Raw genomic sequence first — 14618 nt, forward strand, 5'->3', positions numbered from 1 at the left:
CGAAGCATGTCCGACCCCCTCCCCGCAGACCTCGCCACCGAGACTGTCGAGACGGTGCGCCGGTGGCTCGACGAGTCGGCCGGGGCCAAGGTCTCGCCGGCGGCGGCCCGCCTGGCCGGGGTCCTGCGCGACCCCGAGGGCCTCGCCTTCACGCTCGGCTTCGTCGACCGCGTGGTGCGGCCGGAGGACATCCGGGTGGCGGGGCGCAGCCTGGAGGAGCTCAGTCACGGGATCCCCAAGTTCCTGCCCTGGTATCTGCGATCGGCCATCGCGGCGGGCGGGAGCCTCGCGCCGGGAGCGCCGTGGCCGACGGTGCCGATGGCGCGCCGGGCGCTGCGCCGCATGGTCGAGCACCTGATCGTCGACGCGACCCCCGCCAAGCTCGGCGCGAGCCTGGCGAAGCTGCGGGCCGACGGGTCGCGCCTCAACCTGAACCTGCTCGGGGAGGCGGTGCTGGGCGACGCCGAGTCGGATCGCCGTCTCGCCGGCACCCGCGAGCTGCTGTCGCGCGACGACGTCGACTACGTGTCGATCAAGGTCAGCGCCGTGGCCAGCCAGCTCTCGCTCTGGGGCTTCGAGGAGACGAGCGACCGTCTGGTCGAGCGCCTGCGTCCGCTGTACGAGCTGGCGGCGTCGAGCGCCGGGACGAAGTTCATCAACCTCGACATGGAGGAGTACCACGACCTCGATCTGACCATCGACGTGTTCACGAGGATCCTCGACGACCCCGAGATGCTCGAGCTCGAGGCGGGGATCGTGCTGCAGGCCTACCTGCCCGACTCGATGGGGGCGCTCCAGCTGCTGACCGAGTGGTCGCGGGCGCGAGTGCTGCGCGGTGGTGCGCCGATCAAGATCCGCATCGTCAAGGGCGCCAACCTCGCGATGGAACGCGTCGACGCCGCCCTGCACGGCTGGCCGCTGGCGACCTGGGGGTCGAAGGTCGAGACCGACACGAACTACAAGCGGCTGCTGGGCTGGGCGCTGACGCCCGACAACGCCTCCGTCGTCAAGATCGGCATCGCCGGCCACAACCTCTTCGACGTCGCCTACGCGTGGAACCTCGCGAAGCGACGCATGATCACCAACCGCGTCGACTTCGAGATGCTGCTCGGCATGGCCACCGCGCAGGCGGCCGTCGTGCGCGCCGACGTCGGCCAGCTCCTGCTCTACACGCCTGTCGTGCACCCCCGCGAGTTCGACTCCGCGATCAGCTACCTCGTGCGCCGTCTCGAGGAGAACTCGTCGAGCGAGAACTTCCTGTCGGGCGCCTTCGAGCTCGCCGACGACCCCGAGGTGTTCGACCGCGAGAAGGAGCGGTTCCTCGCCTCGGTCGCCGCGCTCGACGACCGCACGCCGCGGCCCAACCGCCGGCAGGACAGATCGCGCCGCCTGTCGTCGGCCCCGGTCACCAGCGACTTCGGCAACGAGCCCGACACCGACCCGGCCATCGAGGCCAACCGGGCGTGGGGCCGCAAGATCCTGACGCGCGCCGCGACCAGCCATCTCGGCGTCGAGACGATCGATGAGGCCCTCGTCGACGATGCCGGTGCCCTCGAGGGCACCGTGGCCGCCGTCGTCCAGGCGGGCGTGAAGTGGGGCCGCGAGGACCCCGCCACCCGCGCCGAGCTTCTCGACCTCGTCGGCATCGCGCTCGCCGTGCACCGCGGCGAGCTGATCGAGGTGATGGCGTCCGAGACCGGCAAGACCATCGCCGAGGGCGACCCCGAGGTCAGCGAGGCGATCGACTTCGCCCACTACTACGCCGACCAGGCGCGCGAGCTGGCCCGCGTGGAGGGCGCCGAGCCGGTGCCCCCGCGCCTGACGGTCGTCGCCCCGCCGTGGAACTTCCCCGTCTCCATCCCCGTCGGGGGAGTGCTCGGCGCGCTCGCGGCGGGCAGCGGCGTCATCCTGAAGCCGGCGCCCCAGGCACGCCGCACGGCTGCGGTCGTCGCCGAGATCCTCTGGAAGGCGGGTGTGCCGAAGTCGCTGCTCGCCCTCGTCGACCTCGACGAGCAGCACCTCGGCCGGTCGCTCATCGCCCACCCGGCCGTCGACCGCGTCGTGCTGACCGGCGCGTTCGAGACGGCCCGGGCCTTCCGCTCCTGGCGCCCCGACCTCCCGCTCTTCGCCGAGACGAGCGGCAAGAACGCCATCGTCGTCACGCCGAGCGCCGACCTCGACCTGGCCGTCGCCGACGTCGTCGCCAGCGCCTTCGGGCATGCCGGGCAGAAGTGCTCGGCGGCGTCGCTCGTCATCGCCGTCGGCTCGGTGGGCGAGAGCGAGCGGTTCACGCGCCAGCTCGTCGACGCCGCGGCCAGCATGAAGGTCGGCTACCCCGACGTGCCGACGACGCGCATGGGCCCGCTCATCGACCCGCCCGGGGGCAGGCTCGAGCGCGGCCTCCGCTCGCTGGGCGACGGCGAGAGCTGGCTGCTGAAGCCCGAGCCGGCCGACGACACCGACGTTCTCTGGAAGCCCGGCATCCGCGCGGGCGTGCAGCCCGGCTCCGAGTTCCACCTCACCGAGTACTTCGGCCCGGTGCTCGGCATCATGCACGCCGAGACGCTCGAGCAGGCCATCGAGTGGCAGAACGCGGTCGACTACGGCCTGACGGCCGGCCTCCACTCGCTCGACCCCGACGAGATCGCCCTGTGGTCGTCGCGGGTCGAGGCCGGCAACCTCTACGTGAACCGCACGACGACGGGTGCGGTCGTGCGGCGCCAGCCGTTCGGCGGCTGGAAGCGCTCGACCGTCGGCACCGGCACCAAGGCCGGCGGCCCGAACTACGTCACGGCGCTCTCGGGCTGGCGCCGCTCCACCCGCGAGCCCGTCGCGTCGCTCAGCCTCGAAGGGGTTCCCGAGGTCGGGGTCCGCCTGATCGAGGCGACCCGAGGCGTGCTGTCGTTCGAGGAGTTCGACTTCGTCCGTGCCGGCAGCGCCTCCGATCTGCGCGCCTGGCTCGACCTCTACGCGCGGTCGACCGACGTCTCGGGCCTCGGAGTCGAGCGCAACGAGTTCCGCTACCTGCCCGTGCCGGTGATCCTGCGCCTGTCGACCGACGGCCGCATGGCCGACCTGATCCGCCTGATCTGCGCCGCGGCCCTGGCCGGCGCCCCGCTCTCGATCAGCTCGGCCGCACCCCTGCCGTCGACCCTGGTGCAGCTCCTCCGTGCCGAGGGCGCGCCCGTCCGGGTCGACGACATCACCGTCGAGAACGAGGGGCTCTGGCTGGCCCGCGCCGCTGCGGGTCTTCTCCAGGGAGCGCAGGAACTCCCCGTCGTCGACGACCTCGCCCTCATCGAGCGAGCGACCCAAGACACGAGCCACCTCCAGCTCGGTCTGCAGAACACCGTCGCGCTCGACCGTGCCGCCCTGCTCCTGGCGGATCCCACGACCCGTCTCGACGGCCCCGGCCCCGAGACGTACCGGGCTCTGCGGATTCGAACGGTCGGCGGCGACCCCGTCGCGCTCGCCCGAGCCGTCGGAGGCAGCCCCGACGTGGCGATCCACGCCCGCGAGGTCACCGAGTCGGGGCGCTTGGAGCTCCTGCCCTTCTTGAAGGAGCAGGCCGTCTCCCTCACCGCCCACCGATTCGGCAACCCGGTGCCGGAGCTCGCGCGGCTGCGGTTCTGAGCCGCTGCTCGGGCGGGTCGTGGTCGGCTCGGGCGCGTCTCCCGGGACGCGCCCGAACCGACCATCGCCCGCCGATCGGCTAGGCCGGCTGGCGGTTGATCAGCTTGCTGAGCACGATCGCGCTTCGCGTGTGATCGACGTTGGGCGCGTTGCGGACGCGCTCCAGCGCGCCCTCGAGGCTCGGGATGTCGCGCGAGCGCATGTGCACGATCGCGTCGGCGCTTCCCGTGACGGTCCCGGCGTCGACGACCTCGGGCACCGTGCTCAGGATGCGCTGGAGCTCGGCGGGCGAGACTGTTCCCCTGCAGAAGAGCTCGACGTATGCCTCGGTCGCAAGACCGTCGACTGCGGGGTCGACCTGCACCGTGAATCCGCGGATGACTCCTTCGCCGACCATCCTGTCGACGCGCCGCTTCACGGCGGAGGCGCTCAGGCCGACGACGGCGCCGATGTCGCCGTAGCCTGCGCGGGCGTTCTGGCGGAGGAGGTCGATGATGCTGAAGTCGAGGTTGTCCACGCCAGGCACTGTAGCGGTCTTTTCTTGCGCCGTTTTTCGCAGAGTGCAAGAAAAGAGCGTGCAATGCCTGCCCAATGCGCGATCGTCGTGTGAAACTGGCTCCGTGAGCATCGCTGAGTCGTCAAACGACACCGACCCCAACCAGGCCTCCTTCCCCACGCGCGTCGCGTCCCACCGCACGATCCTCATGTGCCGGCCGTCGCACTTCACGGTCAGCTACCGGATCAACCCGTGGATGCACCCCGAGGACCCCACCGACACCTCGAAGGCCGTCGCCCAGTGGCAGACGCTCTACGACACCTACGTCGGCCTCGGCTTCGACGTGCAGCTCATCGACCCGATCGACGGACTGCCCGACATGGTGTACTCGGCCAACGGCGGCTTCGTGCTCGACGGCAAGGCCTACGGCGCGAGCTTCACCTACCCCGAGCGCCAGCCCGAGGGGCCCGCCTACATGGACTGGTTCGCCGACAACGGCTTCGACGTGAAGGTGCCCGAGCAGATCAACGAGGGCGAGGGCGACTTCCTCCTCGTCGGCGACGTGATCCTCGCCGGCACCGGCTTCCGCAGCGACTCCACCTCGCACGAGGAGATCGCCGGCATCTTCGGCCGCGAGGTCATCACCCTCAAGCTCATCAACCCGAGCTTCTACCACCTCGACACCGCCATCGCCGTGCTCGACCCGGTGCCGGTCGACGGCCACAGCAACATCGCCTACCTCGAGAGCGCCTTCGATGAGCCCTCGCTGGAGATCCTGCGCGCGCGCTACCCCGACGCGATCATCGTGTCGGAGGAGGACGCCGCCATCCTCGGCCTCAACTCGTACAGCGACGGCTACAACGTCGTCATCGCCGCTCGCGCCACCGGCTTCGAGAAGCAGCTGCGCGAGCGCGGCTACAACCCCATCGGCGTCGATCTCTCCGAGCTCCTGCTCGGCGGCGGCGGCGTGAAGTGCTGCACGCTCGAGCTGCGACGATGACCACGACCTCGGCGACCACGGCCGCGATCGCCGTCGAGGAGCACGCGCTCGCCCACAACTACCACCCGCTGTCCGTCGTGGTCGCGACCGCCGAGGGCGCCTGGGTCACCGACGTCGACGGCAAGCGCTACCTCGACTGCCTCGCCGCCTACTCGGCGGTCAACTTCGGCCACTCGAACCCGCGCCTGATCGCTGCCGCCAAGGCGCAGCTCGACCGGGTCACCCTGACCAGCCGCGCGTTCCACAACGACCAGCTCGGTCCGTTCGCCGACGCCCTGGCGACCCTGCTCGGCAAGGAGATGGTCCTCCCGATGAACACCGGGGCCGAGGCCGTCGAGTCGGCCATCAAGGTGGCCCGCGCCTGGGGCTACCGCGTCAAGGGCGTGCCGGAGGGCCGTGCGAAGATCATCGTGATGGACGGCAACTTCCACGGCCGGACGACGACGATCATCAGCTTCTCGAACGACCCCGAGGCACGGGCCGACTTCGGCCCCTACACGCCCGGCTTCACGTCGGTGCCCTACGGCGACATCGACGCCGTCGCAGCAGCGATCGACGACGACACGGTCGCCGTGCTCGTCGAGCCCATCCAGGGCGAGGCCGGAGTCGTCGTGCCGCCGGCCGAGTTCCTGCCCGCTCTCCGTGCGCTCGCGACGGACCGCGGCGTGCTCATGATCGCCGACGAGATCCAGTCGGGGCTGGGGCGGACCGGGTCGACGGTCAGCTGCGATCTGGTGGGCGTAGTTCCTGATCTCTATCTTCTGGGCAAGGCGCTCGGCGGCGGCATCGTGCCCGTCAGCGCCGTGGTCGGCGACGCCTCGGTGCTCGGCGTGCTGCGCCCCGGCGAGCACGGCTCGACGTTCGGCGGCAACCCGCTCGCCGCGGCTGTGGGCCTCGAGGTCGTCTCGATGCTGTCGACGGGGGAGTTCCAGGAGCGCGCGTCGGTGCTCGGGGCGCACCTGCGGTCGTCGCTCGAGGCCCTGATCGGGTCGGGCGTCGTCGAGGTGCGCGGCGCGGGGCTGTGGGCCGGCATCGACATCGACCCCGCTCTCGCGTCGGGTCGCGCCGTGTGCGAGGCGCTCATGGAGCGCGGCGTGCTGGGCAAGGACACCCACGGGTCGACGATCCGTCTGGCGCCGCCGCTCGTCGTCACGGCCGAAGAGCTCGACTGGGCTGTCGAGCAGCTGCGGGCGGTGCTCGCCTCGTTCTGAGGCGCGTGTCGTGCGCGGCCTTCGGGTGCGGCCGTAGAGCGTGGCTTCGTGTCTGAGAAGCGAGGGGCCAGCCGTACCCAGCCCCTCGCTCTGACATACAGCATACACACCTGAGGCATGAACGCCTCATCTGCACGCGCTCTGCGTGTCCTTGTGAAATCTGCGTGTCCTTGTGGAAGGAGGCGGCGTCGCCTCGCAAGGACAAGCGACACGACGTGCGCGCGCGACAAGGAACCCGGGTCCGATTGCGTCCTCTGCGAAGGACGCGTCGCCGAAAGCTCCTTGCGAATCTCACCGCAGACGCGAAAAAGGGCCCCACCTCGCGGTGGGGCCCTTCTCACGTTGGCTGAATGTGTTCTGGTGGCTGGACGCGGCATCGATCCGCGGACCTTTCGATTTTCAGTCGAACGCTCTACCAACTGAGCTACCCAGCCATGGCGACCCTGACCGGACTTGAACCGGCGACCTCCGCCGTGACAGGGCGGCGCGCTAACCAACTGCGCTACAGGGCCAAACTTTTTACTTGTTGTGCCATCTTACTTGCCTTGCGACTGTCGTGAGACAAACACAGGGTGACCCCAACGGGATTCGAACCCGTGCTGCCGCCGTGAAAGGGCGGTGTCCTAGGCCACTAAACGATGGGGCCGTGAAAAGCGTGAAGGCGTTCCAGCAACCGAGGGACAAGCATACGGATGACCGGGCGGATTGCAAAATCGGCGCCGTGGGGCTGAGAAAACGCCCTCTTCCTCTCCCCAGTTGAGGGGTCACCACGTTATCCCCAGATCCGCCACTCCGCCTCGGTGAATCCCCGGAAACCCTTGTCATTATTACGTTCAAGCTGTTCTTGAGGCTTTTCGACGGGAAGCCTCTGGCCGGACTGTCACGCCGCCGAGGGTTTCTCGACCCTTGGGGGCGAGGCGGCGCGTTGCTACTGTTACTCGTGTTAACGGTGTGACCAAGCCATCCGGCCGCAACCGTGACGACGATTCGGGATCTCATGCACCTCTTTTTCCGCTCCGGCAGCGCCGCGCCCTCGACCAGGGCCGCAGGCGCCCCTCGGTCGCGCGCCCGCGCACTCCGTCGCTCCCGGGTGGCCGTCGCGATGACCCTGGCCGGCGCCGTGATGACGGCGGGGGTCGTCCTCGGCACCCCGCTCGAGGCCAGCGCCGCGTCGAAGTACCCGACCTGGCACGACGTCCAGGTCGCCGCGAACAACCAGACCGTGAAGGCCCGTGAGGTCACGGCGATCCAGAAGCTGCTCGTCTCGCTCGAGGCCGACGTCAAGTCGAAGAACGAGATCGCCGCGAAGAAGGGCACCGAGCTGCAGGAGGCCCAGCTCGCCTACGACAAGCAGGAGAACGAGAAGGCCAAGCTCCAGGCCAAGGCCGACCAGGCCGACCGTGTCGCCAAGGCGAGCGAGACCCGCGCCGGCCAGCTCGCCGCGCAGCTCGGCCGCTCGGGATCGAACAACATCTCCTCCGACCTGATCGCGAACCCGGGGTCGGCGAGCAACCTGCTCTACAAGCTCGGCGCGATGAGCAAGCTGACCGAGCAGGCGAACGGCATCTACGCCCAGGCAGTCCAAGACCGAAACGCCGCGCAGGGCCTCACCGATCAGGCGGCCGTCGCCGCCAAGGCGCTGAACGCCCTGAAGGTGAAAGCCGCGTCCGCCCTCGAGGACGCCACGTCGGCCGCCGCCGCAGCGCAGGCGGCCCAGCAGGAGCAGGCCGGCAACGCCACTCGTCTCCAGGCGCAGCTCACGGCCATCAAGGCCAAGCGCGTGCTCACCCAGGCGAAGTACAACAAGGGCGAGAAGATCCGCAAGGAGCGCGCCGCAGCCGCGTTGCGCCGCCAGCAGGAGGCCGCCGCCAAGGCGAGCGGCGCCACGGGAGTCGCCAACAACCAGGGCTGGACCAGGCCCGCCGGCGGCTACATCACCAGCGGCTTCGGCATGCGCGTCGACCCGGTCACCGGCGTCTACACGCTGCACGCCGGCACCGACCTCGGCGCCGCCTGCGGCTCCAACATCTACGCCGCGCACTCGGGCACCGTCGTCTACGCCGGCCCCTACGGCGGCTACGGCAACTTCGTCCTGATCGACAACGGCTCCGGCATCTCGACCGGCTACGGCCACATCGTCGACGGCGGCATCCACGTGGCTGTCGGCCAGACGGTCACCGTCGGCCAGATCGTCGCGCAGGTCGGCTCGACCGGCTGGTCGACCGGCTGCCACCTCCACTTCGAGACGCGCGTCGGCGGCGTCGCGCAAGACGCAGTCCCCTTCATGTCGGCACGAGGAGTGACCCTGTAATGAGTACCCGCACACCCCAGGTCTCCGCTCTGTGACGCCCCGGCGCCGCACACTGGGTGTGCTTCTCGTTCTCTGCGTCTCCACGGGCGTGATCGCGTCGTCCGCGATCGGTCTCGCCGCGCCCGCCTCAGCCTCCCCGTACCCGTCGTGGTCAGAGGTGCAGGCCGCCAAGAAGAACCAGGCGAAGGCCGCCAAGGCCATCTCCGAGCTCGACGACGCGATCACCACGTTGCAGCAGCGCGCAGGATCAGCCAACGACAGCGCGTCCGGCGCAGGCGAGCGCTATCAGGTCGCCGTGCTCGCCGAGCAGGACGCCCAGTCGACGCTCGCCGGCCTCCAGAAGAAGAAGGCCAAGGCGGCGGCCAGCGCCGAGAAGTCGCGCCAGGAGGTCGGCCAGCTCGTCGCGGAGCTCTCCCACACCGGCGGCGGCCAGCTCACGGTGACGATGCTCACCGAGTCCGACAAGGCGTCCGACCTGCTCTACCAGCTCGGCACGATGTCGAACCTGACGTCGCGCACCAGCGGCCTGCTCGATCAGGCCCGCCAGGACGAGAAGGTCGCGTCGTCGCTCGCCGACCAGGCGTCGGCCGCCAAGAAGGCGCTCGCGGCGAAGACCAAGGCCGCGTCCGACGCGCTGGCCACGGCGAACGACCTCGCGGCCACAGCCGCGGCGGCCGTGGCGACGCAGCAGAAGAGCCAAGACCAGCTGATCAAGCAGGTCGCGTACCTCAAGGGCACGACCGCCGCCGTCGAGAAGAAGTACTACGAGGGGCAGGCCGTCGGAACGATCGCTGACATCTCGCCGTCGGCACCGGCGGCCAGCACTGGTTCGGGCAGCACCGGTTCGGGCGCTACGGGTTCAGGCAGCGGCGGCTCGTCGTCGGGCGGCTCCTCGAGCCCCGCCCCGTCGCCGTCGAAGTCGACCAGCCCGGCGCCCGCCCCCTCGCCGAGCAGATCGACCGCGCCGGCACCCGCCCCGAGCAAGTCGCCGACTCCGGCGCCTGCTCCCGCGCCGGCCCCGGCCCCCTCGACCGGAACCCCGGCGGCCGTCACGACGGCGATGAACTTCGCCAAGGCGCAGCTCGGCAAGACCTACGTGTGGGGCGGTGCCGGCCCGAACGTGTGGGACTGCTCGGGCCTGATGATGGGCTCCTACAACGCGGCCGGCGTCTACATCGGCGGCCACTCGGTGCGCTGGCAGTACGACTACCTGAACGGCCAGGGTCGGCTCGTGTCGATCTCGTCGATGAAGCTCGGCGACATCCTCTTCTACTACAACGGCACCGACGGGATGTACCACGACGCCATGTACGTCGGCAACGGCCAGATGCTCGAGGCGCCGAACCCGAACGCCAAGGTCAGGATCGTCGCGGTGCGCTACTTCCAGCTGTACGCCGTGGGCCGCCCCGTCGGCTGAGCCCCCTGGTCGCGATGCCCGTCCTGGCACCGGGCATTCGTACGAGCCTCGGCCGCCCGCCAGTGCGACGGCGATCGCGAGATCCTGCCCCGAAGACAGCTCTGGCGGTGCGGCCCCGAGGGGTGCACCGCCAGAGCGGGTGGCATCTCAGCCAGGAGGGTCAGTGCCCGCCCTCTTCGTCGAACTTCACGAAGCCGGCCTGCACGATGGCCTCGGCCTCGGCAGCGTCGCCCCAGCCGTCGGCCTTGACCCACTTGTTGGGCTCGAGGTCTTTGTAGCGCTCGAAGAAGTGGCCGATCTCGGCCTTGGTCTGGTCGTCGACGTCGTCGATGTCCTGGATGTGCGCCCAGCGCGGGTCTTTCGCCGGCACGACGAGGACCTTGGCGTCCGAGCCCGCCTCGTCGCTCATGTTGAAGACGCCGACCGGGCGCACCGAGACGCCGACGCCCGGGTAGACGGGGTACTCGAGCAGCACGAGAGCGTCGACGGGGTCGCCGTCGAGGCCGAGCGTGTTCTCGAAGTAGCCGTAGTCGGTCGGGTAGACGAACGAGGTGAAGAGCACGCGGTCGAGGTACACGCGGCCGGTCTCGTGGTCGACCTCGTACTTGTTGCGGCTTCCTTTGGGGATTTCTACGACGACGTCATACGAGGCCATGTGTGCTCCTTGGTAAGTGTGAAAGGCGAAGGCACGCCTTCGATAACGTTACAAGGTGCCGCCGAGACCTCGCCTGACCCCCGCCATCGCCGACGTGCGCCGTGCCGTCCGCGACGTCCTCGCCTCCCTCGAGATCACTGCGGCGCCGGAACTGCGGTCCCCCGCCGAAGCCGACGTCCTCGTCGCGCTCAGCGGCGGCCCCGACTCCCTCGCCCTGGCCGCGGCGACCGCGTTCGAGGCTCCCCGCGTCGGGTCGTCGAGCCGGGAGCGCGGCGCGGCCGGCAGCGACTTCGACCTCGGCGGAGGCCTCCGGGCCGGCGCGGTCGTCGTCGACCACGGCCTGCAGCCGGGGTCGGCCGACGTCGCCGCTGCCGCCGCCGCACAGGCCGAGGCGCTGGGTCTGGCACCGGTGATCGTGGTCCGCGTCGAGGTCGGCACCGAGGGCGGCCCCGAGGCGGCTGCCCGAGCAGCTCGCTACGCGGCACTGGAGCAAGCCGCCCGTGACACCGGTGCTCGCGGCGTGCTGCTCGGCCACACCCTCGACGACCAGGCCGAGACCGTCCTGCTCGGCCTCGCCCGCGGATCCGGCCCGTCGAGCCTCTCCGGCATGGAGTCCCGCAGCGGACTCTGGCTGCGCCCCCTCCTCGGCCTGCGCCGCAGCGCCACCGAGGGGTTCTGCGCCGACTCGGGCCTCGCACCGTGGCACGACCCGCAGAACGACGACCCGGCCTTCACCCGGGTGCGCGTGCGCCGCACCCTCCTCCCGCTTCTCGAGCAGGAACTCGGCCCCGGCGTCGTCGAGGCCCTCGGCCGCACGGCCGACCAGCTCCGTGAGGACTCCGCCGCCCTCGACCACTTCGCCGAGGAGCAGGCCGAAGACCTCGCCGACCACGCCGAGGCCGGTATCTCGCTCATCGTCTCGGGGCTCGCCGCGAACCCGCCCGCCCTGCGCCAGCGGCTCATCCGGCTCGCCGTCGAGGGGGAGTTCGCGATCTCGCTCAGCCGCTCGCAGACGCTCGAGGTGGCCCGCCTCGTGACCGATTGGCACGGGCAGGGCGCCGTCCACCTGCCGGGCGTTACAGTGGTGAGGCGCGGCGGGGTCCTCCATTTCGAGGCCGCTGCGGGCGGCGCCACAAGCGACTGACCGACCCGCACCCGCGCTTTTCGACCGTCTGACCCCCCACGACGAAAGCACGACGAGAACACGCCATGGACACCAGCGACATCGAGGGCGACCTCTCCTCCATCCTCCTCACCGAGGAGCAGATCCACGCCAAGATCGCGGAGGTGGCGAGACAGGTCGAGATCGACTACGCCGGCCGCGAGCCCCTGCTGGTCGGCGTGCTGAAGGGAGCGGTCATGGTCATGGCCGACTTCGCGCGCGAGCTGCGCATCGCCGCCCCCATGGACTGGATGGCCGTCTCGTCGTACGGGTCGGGCACCAAGTCGTCGGGCGTCGTCCGCATCCTCAAAGACCTCGACGCCGATCTGCACGGGCGCGACGTGATCATCGTCGAGGACATCATCGACTCGGGTCTGACCCTCTCCTGGCTCCTCGCCAACCTCCGCGGCCGCGGTGCCGCGTCGGTCGAGATCTTCGCGCTGCTCCGCAAGCCGGAGGCCGCCGCCGTCGAGGTCGACGTCAAGTACGCGGGCTTCGACATCCCGAACGAGTTCGTCGTCGGCTACGGCCTCGACTACGCCGAGAAGTACCGCAACCTGAGGGCCATCGGGATCCTCGCACCGCACGTCTACTCGTAGCGGCGGGGGTCGGCAAGACCCCGAGTGCGCGCACGGCGAACACCCATACGCCTGCAAGGTGAGGCGATGTAACCTTCAACTCACGTTCTTTCCTGCAGAAAGGTGTCGGGCGCCGCCCGGATCTCTATGGACTTCAAGCGCTTGCTCCGCGGCCCTTACCTCTACGTGCTCCTCGCACTCATCGGTATCGCTGTCGCCTGGAGCCTCATCAACGCATCCGGCACGACCAAGATCACCACTCAGCAGGGGCTCGAAGACCTCTCTAGCGGCAAGGTGGCGGCCGCCCAGATCTACAGCAACGAGCAGCGCGTCGACCTCACGCTGAACGACAAGTCGACGGCGCAGTTCTACTACGCCACAGACCGAGGCGACGCCGTGGTGTCCGCAGTCACGGATGCCAAGCTCGCCTCGGGCGACAACGGCGGCTACAACGACGTCGTCACGCAGTCGAACTTCTTCGTCTCGCTCCTCGGCGTGCTCCTGCCCTTCCTCATCATCGGAGCGCTGTTCTGGTTCCTGCTGTCGAGCATGCAGGGCGGCGGCAGCAAGGTCATGCAGTTCGGCAAGTCCCGCGCGAAGCTGAACAACAAGGAGACCCCGCAGGTCTCGTTCAGCGACGTCGCCGGTGCCGACGAGGCCATCGAGGAGCTCGAAGAGATCAAGGACTTCCTCAAGGAGCCCGCCAAGTTCCAGGCCGTCGGCGCCCGCATCCCGAAGGGCGTGCTGCTGTACGGCCCTCCTGGCACCGGCAAGACCCTGCTGGCCCGCGCCGTCGCTGGCGAGGCCGGAGTGCCCTTCTTCTCGATCTCGGGTTCCGACTTCGTCGAGATGTTCGTCGGCGTGGGCGCGAGCCGCGTCCGCGACCTCTTCGAGCAGGCCAAGCAGAACAGCCCGGCCATCATCTTCATCGACGAGATCGATGCCGTCGGCCGCCACCGCGGCGCCGGCATCGGCGGCGGCAACGACGAGCGCGAGCAGACCCTCAACCAGCTCCTGGTCGAGATGGACGGCTTCGACGTCAAGACCAACGTCATCCTCATCGCGGCGACCAACCGCCCCGACGTGCTCGACCCCGCACTCCTGCGTCCCGGTCGCTTCGACCGTCAGATCGGCGTCGACGCTCCCGGTCTCGAGGGCCGCAAGCAGATCCTCGAGGTGCACGGCAAGGGCAAGCCGCTCTCGGCCAACGTCAACCTCGAGGTCCTCGCCCGCAAGACGCCTGGCTTCACCGGTGCCGACCTGGCGAACGTCCTCAACGAGGCCGCGCTCCTCACGGCCCGCAGCAACGCGCAGCTCATCGACAACCGCGCTCTCGACGAGGCGGTGGACCGCGTCATGGCCGGTCCGCAGCGTCGCAGCCGCGTGATGAACGACTCCGAGAAGCTCATCACCGCCTACCACGAGGGCGGCCACGCCCTGGCCGCGGCCGCTATGCGCCACACCGATCCGGTCACCAAGATCACGATCCTCCCGCGCGGTCGCGCTCTCGGCTACACGATGGTGCTTCCTCTCGAAGACAAGTACTCGGTCACCCGCAACGAGCTTCTCGACCAGCTCTCGTACGCCATGGGTGGCCGCGTCGCCGAGGAGATCGTGTTCCACGACCCGACCACCGGCGCCTCGAACGACATCGAGAAGGCCACGGCGACCGCTCGCAAGATGGTCACCGAGTACGGCATGAGCACCAAGGTCGGCTCGGTCAAGCTCGGCACCGTCGGCGGCGAGATGATGATGGGCCGCGACGGCGGAGATCGCGACTACTCAGAGAAGATCGCCGAGACGGTCGATGCCGAGGTGCGGATCCTGCTCGAGCAGGCGCACGACGAGGCGTGGGCGGTCATCAACGACAACCGCGACATCCTCGACAGGCTCGCCACGCTGCTCCTCGAGAAAGAGACCCTCGACCACGACGAGCTCGCCGAGATCTTCAAGGACGTCAAGAAGCTCCCGGAGCGCCCCGAGTGGCTCTCGAGCTCGAAGCGCCCCTCGTCGAATCTCCCCGCGGTCAAGATCCCTTCGCGCATCCCCGTCGACGCCGGCGCCGTCGACGGCGGAGTCGACTCCGAGCCCACCTCGAAGCCTTCGCTCCGCAAGCGTCCTCCGCGTACCACTCCCGGCATCGCTCCCGCCTAGG

At 69.7% G+C, this 14618-nt stretch carries 10 protein-coding genes and 3 tRNA genes; 8 read left to right on the plus strand and 5 right to left on the minus strand.

Features of this window, described 5'->3' with window-relative positions:
* Positions 1-6 precede the first annotated feature (6 nt).
* Positions 7-3633, plus strand: coding sequence for a bifunctional proline dehydrogenase/L-glutamate gamma-semialdehyde dehydrogenase (locus AC07TY_RS12485; RefSeq protein WP_494785562.1), 3627 nt, complete (start codon positions 7-9; stop codon positions 3631-3633).
* 79 nt (positions 3634-3712) lie between these two features.
* Here AC07TY_RS12485 and AC07TY_RS12490 read toward each other — a convergent pair whose 3' ends face one another.
* Positions 3713-4150 (minus strand): Lrp/AsnC family transcriptional regulator, encoded by a 438-nt coding sequence (locus tag AC07TY_RS12490; protein WP_123506745.1) that lies wholly within the window; start codon positions 4148-4150, stop codon positions 3713-3715.
* Between the two features lie 187 nt (positions 4151-4337).
* Between AC07TY_RS12490 and ddaH the strand changes: the two genes are divergently transcribed.
* Both ddaH and rocD read left to right on the plus strand, forming a co-directional pair.
* Complete coding sequence (gene ddaH / locus AC07TY_RS12495; protein WP_123507104.1) at positions 4338-5129, plus strand: dimethylargininase; 792 nt, start codon at positions 4338-4340, stop codon at positions 5127-5129.
* Complete coding sequence (gene rocD / locus AC07TY_RS12500; RefSeq protein ID WP_494785563.1) at positions 5126-6340, plus strand: ornithine--oxo-acid transaminase; 1215 nt, start codon at positions 5126-5128, stop codon at positions 6338-6340. The genes ddaH and rocD overlap by 4 nt, the downstream gene beginning before the upstream one ends.
* A 358-nt stretch (positions 6341-6698) precedes the next feature.
* Here rocD and AC07TY_RS12505 read toward each other — a convergent pair.
* From AC07TY_RS12505 to AC07TY_RS12515, 3 genes are all read right to left on the minus strand, one after another.
* Positions 6699-6774, minus strand: a tRNA-Phe gene (locus tag AC07TY_RS12505).
* 1 nt (position 6775) lies between these two features.
* Positions 6776-6852 (minus strand) — tRNA-Asp (locus AC07TY_RS12510).
* Positions 6853-6913: 61 nt separating this feature from the next.
* Positions 6914-6986, minus strand: a tRNA-Glu gene (locus AC07TY_RS12515).
* 351 nt (positions 6987-7337) lie between these two features.
* Here AC07TY_RS12515 and AC07TY_RS12520 point away from each other — a divergent pair.
* On the plus strand, positions 7338-8651 hold the full coding sequence (locus tag AC07TY_RS12520) for a M23 family metallopeptidase (RefSeq protein ID WP_123506747.1): 1314 nt from the start codon (positions 7338-7340) through the stop codon (positions 8649-8651).
* Between the two features lie 58 nt (positions 8652-8709).
* Positions 8710-10068, plus strand: a complete 1359-nt coding sequence (locus tag AC07TY_RS12525) for a C40 family peptidase (protein WP_494785564.1) — start codon at positions 8710-8712, stop codon at positions 10066-10068.
* A 160-nt stretch (positions 10069-10228) separates the two neighbouring features.
* Here AC07TY_RS12525 and AC07TY_RS12530 read toward each other — a convergent pair whose 3' ends face one another.
* Entirely contained in the window at positions 10229-10723 is a 495-nt protein-coding gene (locus tag AC07TY_RS12530; protein ID WP_123506751.1) for an inorganic diphosphatase, read from the minus strand.
* 55 nt (positions 10724-10778) lie between these two features.
* Here AC07TY_RS12530 and tilS point away from each other — a divergent pair, with 55 nt between their 5' ends.
* From tilS to ftsH, 3 genes are all read left to right on the plus strand, one after another.
* A complete protein-coding gene (gene tilS / locus AC07TY_RS12535) occupies positions 10779-11867 on the plus strand; it encodes a tRNA lysidine(34) synthetase TilS (protein ID WP_494785565.1) in 1089 nt (362 codons plus the stop codon).
* 65 nt (positions 11868-11932) lie between these two features.
* Positions 11933-12484 (plus strand): hypoxanthine phosphoribosyltransferase, encoded by a 552-nt coding sequence (gene hpt / locus AC07TY_RS12540; RefSeq protein WP_123506753.1) that lies wholly within the window; start codon positions 11933-11935, stop codon positions 12482-12484.
* Positions 12485-12610: 126 nt separating this feature from the next.
* Positions 12611-14617 (plus strand): ATP-dependent zinc metalloprotease FtsH, encoded by a 2007-nt coding sequence (gene ftsH / locus AC07TY_RS12545; RefSeq protein WP_123506754.1) that lies wholly within the window; start codon positions 12611-12613, stop codon positions 14615-14617.
* The last annotated feature ends 1 nt before the right edge of the window (position 14618 follow it).

Source organism: Frondihabitans sp. GW821-FHT04F02 (assembly GCF_059420045.1).

Coding starts and splice junctions, on each gene's coding strand:
- AC07TY_RS12485 (WP_494785562.1), top strand. CDS start 7: ATGTCCGACCCCCTCCCCGCAGACCTCGCCACCGAGACTGTCGAGACG.
- ddaH (WP_123507104.1), top strand. CDS start 4,338: ATGTGCCGGCCGTCGCACTTCACGGTCAGCTACCGGATCAACCCGTGG.
- rocD (WP_494785563.1), top strand. CDS start 5,126: ATGACCACGACCTCGGCGACCACGGCCGCGATCGCCGTCGAGGAGCAC.
- AC07TY_RS12520 (WP_123506747.1), top strand. CDS start 7,338: ATGCACCTCTTTTTCCGCTCCGGCAGCGCCGCGCCCTCGACCAGGGCC.
- AC07TY_RS12530 (WP_123506751.1), bottom strand. CDS start 10,723: ATGGCCTCGTATGACGTCGTCGTAGAAATCCCCAAAGGAAGCCGCAAC.
- hpt (WP_123506753.1), top strand. CDS start 11,933: ATGGACACCAGCGACATCGAGGGCGACCTCTCCTCCATCCTCCTCACC.
- ftsH (WP_123506754.1), top strand. CDS start 12,611: ATGGACTTCAAGCGCTTGCTCCGCGGCCCTTACCTCTACGTGCTCCTC.